General features: G+C 40.2%; 9 protein-coding genes. 4 read left to right on the top strand and 5 right to left on the bottom strand.

Translation table 11 applies throughout. The annotated features are described in order from the left end of the window. Window positions 1–60 precede the first annotated feature (60 nt). The 4 genes from CK510_RS02370 to CK510_RS02355 form a co-directional block, all read right to left on the bottom strand. Window positions 61–1,203, bottom strand: coding sequence for a Gfo/Idh/MocA family protein (locus CK510_RS02370; protein ID WP_095720164.1), 1,143 nt, complete (start codon window positions 1,201–1,203; stop codon window positions 61–63). 28 nt (window positions 1,204–1,231) lie between these two features. Further along, window positions 1,232–1,699: a DUF4870 domain-containing protein gene (locus CK510_RS02365; protein ID WP_095720163.1), complete on the bottom strand. Its 468-nt coding sequence runs from the start codon at window positions 1,697–1,699 to the stop codon at window positions 1,232–1,234. A gap of 136 nt (window positions 1,700–1,835) precedes the next feature. Further along, window positions 1,836–3,002, bottom strand: a complete 1,167-nt coding sequence (locus tag CK510_RS02360) for a DUF1822 family protein (RefSeq protein ID WP_095720162.1) — start codon at window positions 3,000–3,002, stop codon at window positions 1,836–1,838. 40 nt (window positions 3,003–3,042) lie between these two features. Next, window positions 3,043–4,230, bottom strand: coding sequence for a sigma-70 family RNA polymerase sigma factor (locus tag CK510_RS02355; RefSeq protein ID WP_095720161.1), 1,188 nt, complete (start codon window positions 4,228–4,230; stop codon window positions 3,043–3,045). Between the two features lie 191 nt (window positions 4,231–4,421). Here CK510_RS02355 and CK510_RS02350 point away from each other — a divergent pair, with 191 nt between their 5' ends. From CK510_RS02350 to CK510_RS02340, 3 genes are all read left to right on the top strand, one after another. Then, window positions 4,422–5,162, top strand: coding sequence for an ATP-binding cassette domain-containing protein (locus CK510_RS02350; protein WP_095720160.1), 741 nt, complete (start codon window positions 4,422–4,424; stop codon window positions 5,160–5,162). Window positions 5,163–5,352: 190 nt separating this feature from the next. Next, window positions 5,353–6,534 carry an FG-GAP repeat domain-containing protein gene (locus CK510_RS02345; protein ID WP_095720159.1) on the top strand — a complete coding sequence of 394 codons (1,182 nt, stop codon included), beginning with the start codon at window positions 5,353–5,355 and terminating at the stop codon, window positions 6,532–6,534. A gap of 227 nt (window positions 6,535–6,761) precedes the next feature. Beyond that, window positions 6,762–7,985 carry an FG-GAP repeat domain-containing protein gene (locus tag CK510_RS02340; RefSeq protein ID WP_095720158.1) on the top strand — a complete coding sequence of 408 codons (1,224 nt, stop codon included), beginning with the start codon at window positions 6,762–6,764 and terminating at the stop codon, window positions 7,983–7,985. Between the two features lie 372 nt (window positions 7,986–8,357). Here the strand turns inward: CK510_RS02340 and CK510_RS02335 are convergent, their stop codons facing one another. Then, entirely contained in the window at window positions 8,358–8,639 is a 282-nt protein-coding gene (locus tag CK510_RS02335) for a DUF3288 family protein (RefSeq protein WP_095720157.1), read from the bottom strand. A gap of 478 nt (window positions 8,640–9,117) precedes the next feature. Here CK510_RS02335 and CK510_RS02330 point away from each other — a divergent pair, with 478 nt between their 5' ends. Beyond that, complete coding sequence (locus tag CK510_RS02330) at window positions 9,118–11,574, top strand: ATP-dependent Clp protease ATP-binding subunit (protein ID WP_095720156.1); 2,457 nt, start codon at window positions 9,118–9,120, stop codon at window positions 11,572–11,574. Window positions 11,575–12,348: the final 774 nt, after the last annotated feature.

The raw sequence follows: 12,348 nt of genomic DNA, 5'->3' as shown, positions 1-12,348 counted from the left end.
CAGATAAACGCAGATAAATTTGGATATTAGGAAGCTAGAAAATCCTATATAGTTGTTGTGCTATTTACTATCTCCCAAAAAATCCTTTAATTCTGGAACATAAACCCATTGGGATTTTAGATTGGATTCATGGGCTAAATCCATTAATAATTGTGAATAAACTCCCTCTCTTAAAGAAGGTACTATTTCTTCTCCTTTATCAATACTTTGTATCCAATTATCGATAACACGAATAAATGCCGAAATTCTTCCATCTGCATGATTTTTGGGAAACACTAAACGATTGGGAATTTCAATTTCTGCTAATGGTTTACCAACTTGATTTCCCCATACCCGAAACCCATGAATATAATCTTTTTGGTGTTCACTTCCTAATACCAAAGTCCCTTTATCACCGTATACTTCTAACCAATGGGGGCGAGGTGCATGAACTACCGCACTAATACAAACTTGACATGGTGTACCATCTGCTAATTCCAACATTAACATGCAAGTATCATCAGTATCAACTAACTTTAATTCACCCGTAATTGGGTCAATTCTTTGGGGAATTGCAGTGGTAAAATTTGCACTTAATCGACGTACCGAACCAAACAACCAATAAATATAATCAAATGCATGGGAACCCAAAGAACCTAATGCACCACCACCTTTTTCTTGGGATGAATACCAATTCCAAGGACGGGATTTATCTGCACGGGAAGCACCTAACCAATCAATTCTAATTAATCGTTTATTCCCTACATATTCTGTTTCTAACAATTCGGAAAATAATTGCCATCCAGGAACACAACGAAATTCAAAATCAACCGTTGCAATAACACCTTTTTTCTGTGCAAGTTGATAAAGCTCTTTCGCTTCGTTGACGTTTAATGTAACTGGTTTTTCTAATAGTAAATGTTTGCCTGCATTCAGGGTTGCTTTTGCCATTTCATAATGTAGAAATGGTGGTGTCGAGATACTGACAGCTTCAACTTCTGGTAAATTAATAATTTCTGTAAAATTATCGCTAGCGAATGGGATGTTGTTTGCGATGGGGGCAGCCACTCCCTGCGGGAGTCTCGCAATTTTTTTTGCTTTTTCTATATCGCGGTGGTAAACTGCCACTAATTCTGTACGAGAATGCTCCTGGAAGCCAGGGATATGGACTTTTTGACCAAAACCTGTACCAATAACTGCAACACCAATTTTACCCCGTTCCATATAGCAATCCTAAATTCCCTATTTTATCCTACCGTAAAAAGCGAATTGTCAGAGGATAGCGATAGTATTTTCCTCGATAGGATTTTATTGCTGCGACACTCACAAAAATTAGCTGTGACATCATCATCAAATAGGTTGCGATCGCAAAGAAAAGAATTATTGTTTGGAAAATATTTTTGATTTGATAACTACGAATAAATCCTGCGATCGCAATCACACAGGTTATCAAAAAAACTAATACTAAAATCAGAATAATAATTAAATTATATACTGCTAGTGAAAGCTGAAAGTTGAGGGATTCTCTACCTTGAAAATCAATCCAAGGATTTAATTTTTTCTTAAAAGACCAAATTGTAAATGGAGCTAATATGTTTAAAAAGGGTATATATAACGGAATTCTCATCAATAAGAAGAAAGCCAATGGTATCCACACTAAAGCTGAGAGATGACACAGCATTGCCCATATTCTTACTTGCTGGCTGTTGTTTTCTCTCATGGGTCTAATTTTTGATTTTGAATATTTTTTATCCTAATGTAATTTTAGATTAAAGGTGTCTGCGGGGAACATCTGAATTTGTTTGGTTCTGTTTTTTAACGCAGAGTCGCGCAGAGAGGAATATAGAGAGGAATATCTAGAATCTAAGAATTTCGCGATCGCAATTTTCTGGTAATGGTTCAATTTCCCAAACTATTCCTTCTCCTGATTCTAATGCTACTTCCACTATAAGTACTTCTGTGGCTGTAGTTGCCGCACTTTCGTTATCAGGAAATGATTGTAAGTCTTCTGTCAGCAGTCGCAGTTTAAACCCTCCAGGAATTACCCCTCCAACTGCTGTATTTCGCAACTCAAATCTCCATATTATACCTTCTTCTTCAATTTGAGGTATTACCCGCAATTCATAATTTTGTCCAGCTATGGTTAATTGACGGGAAAGTATATTTTGTATGGTCGCTTCCTCCGTGCTACGTGCTACTGCACCTAATTGCATGTTGAGACTATCCCAACCAAATTCTTGCGCTACTTGCGATATGCCACTTTGCAACCATTGGAATACAGAAAATTGCTCTGGTTGTCCAGCCCTACGTTGGTATAAATTGTTTCTCCATCCACCGTGTTCGATTAATGCACCCCAAGTCTGAAAGGGAATCGATAAACGAGGGGCAAGCATACTTTGTTCCCCAAGTCGTGTAATCAAGTTTTGAGCTTGGGTTGTACTTAAAGCTGGTAATGCTGCCACATCACTGCGAGTAATTTCATGGGGACATACTTGACGAGCGACGGAAAATATGCATATGTCATTTATAATATCGCTAGCATCAAGAGCATAAGTACGGGTAGTAGCATCATAAACACCTTGATTTTTCAGTTGTGTGTGGGTACTGTAACCCCAAATGCGTACATACCCATCTTCAGGTTCAATTTCCACACCAAGATAATAATCACCCCTCCAACTTGGTATATCTACCCATTCTTGAGGAACCCGTAACTCGCTCAAATCAATGCTTTCGTGTGGAACCAAGATAACACGGGTTGCGTCAATACAGATAGCGGTTCCATTTACCAATTCCCAAAAACTGGGTAAAGCAGTGGTATTGAACCATACCTTTGCCTGCGGTGCAATGTCTTCCTGTAACCAGGGTAGAATAGCGCTCAGGCAAAGTTCATTTAGATATGCTTGATAGCGGGAAGTTGAATTAGAATGCGATCGCGTTTTTTCCCAAGCTTGATTATAAGCATTTTGCGGTATTTCTAAAATTAAATCGCTAGGCGACACAAAAGTAAATAAGTTGGTTGTCATGATATTTGGGGATTGGGGATTTGGGGATTGGGCAGTTCTCTTAACTTCTAACTCCTGAATAATAAGATTGCAACCATTCCTCCATAACTGCATTTGTACTCTTGAGTAGGTCTGATGTCATAGAAATATGCAGTTTTTCTTGACTCCATTGTGCTAAAGTTTTTAGTAGAGTGTCTCGCACTTTAGACATGCGGCGCGAAATCGTATATTGTTGAATTTGTAATTCCTTAGCAATCTGCTGCTGAGTAAATCCTTGCGTATAGTAAAGTTTAAGGATTGCTTGAGCTTCTACATCGAGTTTATTGACTGCATCAATTAAAATTTGATTCATCTGGGCAAGTTGTAAGGTACGTATTTGTAGCTCTTCCGTGGCAATTATCTCAGTTAACAAAGAATCTTCTTCATTACTAGGAATATTATCAACAAACTCATAAGCATCATCGCTTCCCGTAGTTGCATTGATGGAGGAGATAGTAGGATATAAATAATTGCGTGCAGCTTTCGCACAAGCTTGCATCCAGCTTTCAATACCTTGGGAATTTACTTGAGGTAGATTTTGACCAATAATCTGAGAATTATAAGCCTTAGTAATATCCTCCCAAATTTTATCATCAGGACGGGAAAGTTGACGACTAGTACTAGCTTGGTGAGGAACATATATCAACTTAAAGCAGTTCCAAGCAGTTACATAACAAGTAATCGTATCCTTCGACAAACCCGCATTTTCCAGAGATTCCAGCAAACGCTTCTGGCTAATTTTCCGTAAAATGCCCCAAGTCGAACAAATATCCACCTCATGACGTTGACGTAGAGTTTCTCGAATCACAGTACCAAAAATAGTACTAGCATAATTTTTGAGAACAAAACCCTGACTCGGATTAAAACCCTTCAGAATGCGATCGCACTGAATTATCCCAATCTGAAAAAAGTCAGATAATGTATGCTGAGTATTCGTAAATGTCTGTGTCATTTTTTGTGAATTCCAATAACAAGCTTCCTGCAAATAAGCACTCAAATGTTGCTTCGCAATACCTGCCATTTCTGGCTTCTGCCAACACTTATGCCAATATATCGCCCAAATATCCTCCGAACACTCATCCGGAGAATTACTGATATGAACTTGCATACTTCGACGCAAACGTCCATCCGTAGCCCAACAATAAAAACGTTCTGCATCGAATTGAATAAAAGTAGAAAAAATTTCAATAATATTTTTCCGAGACAGCATAAATATAACGAGACTAATTTAAATATTGAAACAGAATTACATACCTGTAACTATACACCTCCCCAACCTCCACCACAAAAGCTCTAGTAAAAATTACCGACAGAATTCAGTTGCTATCCTAAATATCTCTTCTCCTCCCCTCTGCGCCTCCGCGCGAGATAAAATATTTTATATATTATATACTCCTCCCCATGTCACAAAATCAAACTACCGTCGAATTCAGAAACGTTACACTTCGTCATCTCGAACACAACTTAGTATCAAACCTCAACTTTACCATTCATCAAGGAGAAGCACTAATATTACTCGGACGTAGTGGAAGCGGAAAGACAACAACAATAAAGCTAATAAATCGTCTACTATTACCAACCCAAGGAGAAATATTATTTAATAATATCCCCACACATAAATGGGATGAAATCAAATTGCGACGCAAGATAGGTTACGTAATCCAAGAAACAGGCTTATTTCCCCATTTTACAGTTGAACAAAACGTCGGATTAGTACCCTCATTAGAAGGTTGGAAACCCAAACAAATCAAAACGCGATCGCATGAATTATTACACCTAGTTGGACTCGAACCCGCCCAATTTGCCCAACGTTACCCCCACCAACTCTCAGGAGGTCAAAAACAGCGTGTAGGGGTTGCCAGGGCGCTTGCAGGCGACCCTCCCATGCTGTTAATGGACGAACCATTTGGCGCACTCGACCCAATTACCCGCTTAGAAATTCAACAAGAATTTAAACGATTGCAGCAAGAATTAGGGAAAACAGTTATTTTTGTCACCCATGATATTCAAGAAGCATTTATACTAGCTTCGCGAATTGGATTAATGCATCAAGGGGAATTAGTAGTATTAGAGAAACCGGAAGATTTTATTAATTCTCCACATCCAGAAGCAAAAGCATTTCTACAGTGTTTACCCCATTAGTTAATATCCCCTAATTAGTGAAAAAAATCGGAGATATTTTTATGCGAAAATTACTGAATTAAACAATGTTATTGACGAACAAAATAAATAGACAAATATATTTGAAAAAGCCATTATTAGTTAGGAGTAAACACTTTTAATAACCAAGCGATAGTAAAAATGGTGATGAACATGTTGCCAATTACCAATTATGTTTGATTCAAACAAATCCACAGAGCTTAATACGACAGTTGGTGCTTCAAAATATACTGCAACCTCAACTAACCTTGATGATAGTATTTATCCAAATAATACTTCTAGTTTAAACGGTTCATCAGATACCGTAGAAGCAGAAGGATTGAACCCCAATCCAAATCTTATATTTAGTAGTGCAGCAATAAATCCCGACTTTAACGGAGATGGGAAAACTGACAAAATTTGGCGAAATGCTCAAACTAACGAATTTGGCATTTGGTTAATGAATGGAGCGACTCCAACAGGGGTAGCTTTACCATCCCGTGGAGCGGAATGGGATTTTAAAATTTCCGACTTAAATGGAGATGGCAAAACCGATTTAGTTTGGAAAAACAAAAATAGCGGTGAAGTCAGCAGTTGGATAATGGATGGTGGAACAGTAGTTTCCGACACTGCGATCGCAACTTTAGATAGTAATTGGGATTTCACCGTTGCCGATACCAATGGCGATCGTAAAAGCGATTTAGTTTGGCACAACAAGCAAACCAACGAAAACGCTGTCTGGCAAATGGACAGTGCAACAATTGCTAGTTCTGCATTCCTACCATCCACCGATTCCAACTGGAGCTACACCGTTACTGATGTTGATCGCAACGGCAAAACAGACTTGTTCTGGCACAATAACAGCACTGGTGAAAACGCACTCTGGATGATGGATGGCACAACAGTCAACGGAGTCATGCTACAAACCTTTGGTGCTGGTTGGGAATTCTCCGCAACCGACTTCAATGGTGACATGAAGACTGATATCTTCTGGCACAATGCTCAAACAGGTGAAAATGCAACCTGGTTGATGGATGGTACTACACCAACAGCTGCATCTTTACCAACACAAGGTACAGGTTCTGATTGGAAGTACTCCTATGGTGACTCCAACAACGACGGAAAACTTGATGTATTTTGGCGTAACCAAAGAACTGGTGAAAATAAAGGTTGGACAATGGATGGTGCAACCGCAACCGAAACCACTTTACAATCACTAGGTTCTGAATGGACATCTAGCTTTGGTGATTTTGACGGTAACGGAACTACTGAGTCATTCTGGCACAACAACAGTACTGGTGACAATATGATTGTTTCAGCAGATGGTACTGTCACTCCCACAACTGCGACTCCAGTAGGTTGGTATACTTTCTAAAAAATTAGGACAATGAAAACCAGTATCCCCGACTTCCCACGGAAGTTGGGGATATCAATTTTTGGTCATATTTTTAACAAGCATAATTACTGCAAACAACTAATTTTTAATTTTTCCAAAAAGAGTAATTTATCACATTTTGTCAATAGTACGTTTGTTACTAATTAACAGAATATCTCAATAAAATCTCTAAAGATAATATTAAGTATAAAAGGTAAAAATGTATTATGATTGCATCCAAAGAATCCCTAAATCTTCCTACAAGTAATCTTAATTCTGTAAGTGCTTATTTACCTCCAAATCAATTTGGAGATATGCTCGATCCGAGCTATTCATTCTCCTTTGGAAAATCCTCAGAATCAAAACCTGATGAAATTACAAATCAGGCATCAAATGTACCCAAAACCAACCCAAATCCTAACTCAATATTTAGTAACCCTGCCACCAATGCTGACTTTAGTGGAGATGGAAAAAGAGACTTATTTTGGCGTAATAGTCAAACAGGTGAAACTGCTATTTGGGTAATGGATGGTGAAAGAATTGCTGATGCAAAATTTTTACCAAAAGTCGGCACTGAGTGGGATTACAAACTTGGTGATTTTAATCGTGATGGCAAGAGTGATATTTTTTGGCGCAACACCAAAACAGGCGAAAATTCCCTATGGATAATGGATGGTGCTAATGTTGCCAGCACAACCCAACTACAAACAATTGACAATACCTGGAACTTTCAAACTGCCGACTTTAATGGTGATGGTAAAAGTGATATTTTTTGGCATAACACCAAAACAGGTGAAAATGCAACTTGGTTGATGGATAATACAACAATAACCACCGCAGCTTACTTACCAAAAACAGAAGATTTATCTTGGACTCCCGACATCGTTGATTTTAATGGAGATGGCAAAAGCGATTTATTTTGGAGAAATAAAAATACCACCGAAACTGCGGTTTGGTTAATGGATGGAACTAATTACTCTGCTTCCTTCCTCCAAAAAATGGATTCCTTTTGGGAATATTCCGTTGGAGACTTTAATGGTGATGGTAGAAATGATTTACTATGGCAAAATCAAGCAACAGGAGAAACCTCCGCTTGGGTAATGAATGGAACCCTCATTTTTAGCGGTAACTTAGATAATATGGGTGCTGATTGGAAACCTAGTAGCGGTGATTTTAATGGTGATGGAAAAACTGATATCTTTTGGCACAATAGCAGAACCGGGGAAAATACTTCTTGGTTAATGGATGGTAGTAGTATTGCAACATCTGCATTTTTGCCGAAAACAGACTCATCGCGGCAATACAGGCTTGGGGATTTCAACGATGACGGCAAAACTGATATATTTTGGCGTAACTCCACCACAGGAGATGATGCAATTTGGTTCATGGATGGTACAACAGCTTCGGAAAGAACAACAACAACAGCACCTGCTGAGTGGAAAACAGCTTAATTGATGAGACTTATTACCGTATCACTTTTAAGGGTGGGGAAACCCCGCCCCTACAAAAAATTGGGGTAATTTATTTCTTGGTATTCCCTTCCCAACCACATCATTCCAATAGTAGAGACGTTCCGATGGAACGTCTTTAATTAATTAATTTATTATTTATTTTTGAATTGAAACATAACACATAGGACTTACGCATTGACAGAAAAATCAAGATAGGGGGTATGCTTTTTAGCGCTTAAAGCTTGATTAGGAACAACCAAAAAAGGGTAATTTATAAAAGGAACCGAACAATGTATTTACGTTGATATACAACATAGTCCCTTTGTACAGTGCGTAAGTCCTAACACAGTACAAATACCCCATTCCCAAAAACTAATTCCAATCCTGTTCTTCCTTTTTGCCGCGACTTTGATAAATTCCACCTACATCATGGATAGCGCGGGTTTTTTCAAAAAGTTCATCCTCAGTCAAACCCCACTGTTGCATGATATTATTTAAATCCGTCTGAATATCCCTAGCGCCTGGGAAATCTTGATAGCGGATACGTAATCGCGCTAATTCTGCTAGGTTAGTATCACTGGGTTCCGCAGCAATTAAGCTTTCCACAGTGGGTCTATCTCTGTTATAAAGGGGATGTTGCTGGTCTTTAGTCATTTGGGTAGTCGCGATCGCAGTTATCAGCGCTGAGTCGTTTTTAGGAAGAAAGCGAAAATGCTATTCTATAAGCCAGAATAGAGCTATCTCGTATCAGGTTATTAAATTTAAGGTCCGGTGAAAGCCGGAGATTGGTTAACTTCCTCTAAGTACTAATCTCTATATTTTATAAATTTTGGGAATTTTTGTTGTTTTATCCAACTTCTGGCTGTTTGTCTTAAAAACACTGCCAGACTGATTACTCAACAGCCATCCCTAATGACTAGCAATTCGGCAATGGTCAAAGCAAACGCTAAAGTACTTATCGAGCCTACACTTAAGTAGGCGGCTAACACAACTTTAAGCATACGGCTCTCACCACTGTCATCAGCCGTTAAATAAAGATACATTGTCTTTATAAAAGTACAAACAACTTCAACTCAGGGTGAGAACAAATTTCACTCTAAGTCCAAGCAGCAAGGGAGGCAATAACCCGCTTATGTTTGAACACTTCACTTCCCAAGCCATCCGAGTAATCATGTTAGCTCAGGAGGAGGCTCGCCGACTGGGGCATAATTTCGTAGGCACAGAGCAAATTCTCCTGGGATTGATTGGAGAAGGAAACGGGGTTGCCGCTAAAGTGCTTAGTGATATGGGCGTGACTCTCAAAGACGCACGTCGAGAAGTAGAAAAAATTATCGGTAGAGGTTCTGGTTTCGTACCACCAGAAATTCCTTTTACTCCTAAGGTTAAAAGTTTATTCGAGCAAGCTTTTAAAGAAGCTCGCACGCTAGGAAACAATTACATTAGCACGGAACATTTACTTCTGGGATTAACCGAAGCTGGCGAAGGTGTCGCCGCTAAAGTCCTACAAAATCTCGCTATAGACCTCAAAGATGTCCGCACATCAGTAATTCGCCGCTTGGGTGAAGATGTGGCGGTTGCTCCGGGGACATCTGGTGGTAGCAGTCAGCGTCGCAACCAGCAAAATCCAATCATCGAAGAATTTGGCAAAAACCTCACCAAGTTAGCCCAAGAAGGCAAACTCGATCCAGTTGTCGGTCGCGAAAAAGAAATTGAGCGCACCGTCCAAATCCTCGGTCGTCGAACCAAAAACAACCCTGTTTTGATTGGCGAACCTGGTGTTGGTAAAACCGCGATCGCAGAAGGTTTAGCACAGCGCATCGTCAATCAGGATGTGCCGGAAAGCCTAATAGACAAGCAAGTAATTGGTCTGGATATGGGTTCCCTGGTGGCGGGTACACGCTTCCGTGGTGACTTTGAAGAAAGACTCAAGAAAATCATGGAGGAAGTCCGCAGCGCCGGAAATATCATCCTCGTGATTGATGAAATTCATACTTTGGTTGGTGCAGGTGGAATTGAAGGCGGTATGGATGCTGCCAATATTCTCAAGCCAGCTTTAGCAAGGGGCGAATTACAGTGTTTGGGTGCTACCACCCTCGATGAGTATCGCCAGCACATCGAACGGGATGCTGCCCTAGAACGGAGATTCCAACCGATTAAGGTGGGTGAACCGACTGTTCCCGAAACCATTGAGATTTTGTACGGTTTACGTTCTGTTTATGAACAACACCACCGCGTCACAATTTCCGATGAAGCTTTGATTGCAGCTGCTGAATTATCAGATCGATACATTAGCGATCGCTTCCTTCCCGATAAGGCGATCGATTTAATCGATGAGGCAGGTTCTCGCGTCCGTTTAAGGAACTCGATGCACTCCACCAGCCGCGAAATTAAACGGGAACTTCTAACTGTTAGCAAACAGAAGGAAGAAGCCGTTCGCACCCAAGACTTTGACAAAGCAGGTAGCCTGCGGGACAAGGAAATCGAACTGGAAGGGCAACTTAAATCAGAATCCGCCGATTTTGTCAGCAATCCGGTGGTTGATGAAGAAGACATTGCCCAAATTGTCGCTTCCTGGACTGGTGTACCCGTCAATAAGCTCACCGAATCTGAGTCTGAGATGCTAATGCACCTTGAAGACACCTTGCACCAACGTCTCATCGGTCAAGAGCAAGCAGTTAGCGCCGTTTCCCGTGCTATTCGTCGCGCTCGTGTTGGTTTGAAAAATCCCAATCGACCCATTGCTAGTTTTATTTTCTCCGGTCCAACTGGGGTCGGAAAAACTGAGTTGGCGAAATCCCTGGCGGCTTATTTCTTCGGTGCGGAAGATGCGATGATTCGTGTCGATATGTCCGAATATATGGAACGCCACACCGTCAGTAAGTTGATTGGTTCGCCTCCAGGTTATGTTGGCTACGATGAAGGCGGACAGTTGACCGAAGCTGTACGTCGCAAACCCTACAGTGTCATTCTTTTCGACGAAATCGAAAAAGCGCACCCCGATGTATTTAATACATTGCTGCAAATGCTCGATGACGGACACCTCAGTGATGCCAAAGGTCGAAAAATTGACTTCAAAAACACCTTAATTATCTTGACATCCAATATTGGTTCCAAGGTAATCGAAAAAGGTGGTGGTGGTTTAGGGTTCCAGTTGGAGAATGAAGCCGAAGCAAGTTACAACCGCATCAAAACTTTGGTTAACGAGGAACTTAAAGTTTTCTTCCGTCCTGAGTTTCTCAATCGTCTCGACGACATTATTGTCTTCACTCAGTTGAAGAAGGATGAAGTTAAGCAAATTGCGGAAATTATGCTCAAGGATGTTGCTAACCGCCTAGTTGATAAAGGTATTATTCTCAAAGTTACGGAACGCTTCAAAGACCGTGTTGTACAAGAAGGTTACGACCCTAGCTATGGGGCAAGACCTTTACGTAGAGCGATTATGCGGTTATTGGAAGATTCATTGGCGGAGGCTATGCTTTCCGGTCAAGTAACGGATGGGGATACCGCAGTTGTAGATATTGATGATGACGGACAAGTCAAGGTAATTAAGACGGGGCAACCTGAGTTACTTTTGGCAAATGTTAGTTAGTTCAATTTAGTTTTGAATGTATTAGGGGTGCGTCGATGGCGTGCCCCTAATACATTTGTTACATACTAAGGGGCAATTACTTAATCTCAACCTAATGGGTGCTTACGTCATTTTGGGATAAGAGAACTCCACAGAAAGAAATGCCCAATGTCATTCTGTAGCTTGCTTCCCGCAGGGTGGAACGAAGAATCTCGCGTAGATGCTACCCTTCGGGAAGTCTTTCGCCTATGTTCCTCAGCATGACAACACAGGATCATTCATTTTGTGGCTTACTCTAATACCTCAAACCCCCTGTGGCTATATGTAATTATTGTGACTAGACAAAAATTTCTTTATACCAAAGTTTGGTCATATGGTGTAACATTTTAAAACTGGTTATTCTTGGGCTTGCTACTGCCAAAAGCATAGCAGCAAAGGATAAATGAGTTATACCTCTGGCAAACATTAGGTGAAACAGTATTACTTTTTTTACCCTCGGTTCCGTACTGGGGGTTTTTATTATTTATTTTTATTTAACAGGAATCAGCAATCAGCAATCAGGAGTTAGAATAAATTTTGTCCGACTTTGCCATTTCCGCAAGCTGTCTCCACTAATTAATTTGAAATTCTAGTTTCTGAATTCTTCAATATTTAATTTTATTAATGGATTGAATTACCTGACTTTTCCCGTTATCTTTCTATCACAGCGATCGCGATCGCGATCGCGATCGCAAGTGCTATCCGAAAAGTCCTATTTTCTCGTTGTTCGATTATCGTTAAGCCTCTTTTATTGAC

It is taken from the genome of Brunnivagina elsteri CCALA 953 (genome assembly GCF_002289455.1).
In the GTDB taxonomy this organism is placed as follows: domain Bacteria; phylum Cyanobacteriota; class Cyanobacteriia; order Cyanobacteriales; family Nostocaceae; genus Brunnivagina; species Brunnivagina elsteri.
Note: the sequence above shows the minus strand (reverse complement) of the source record. Positions and strands in the feature narration are given on the sequence as shown.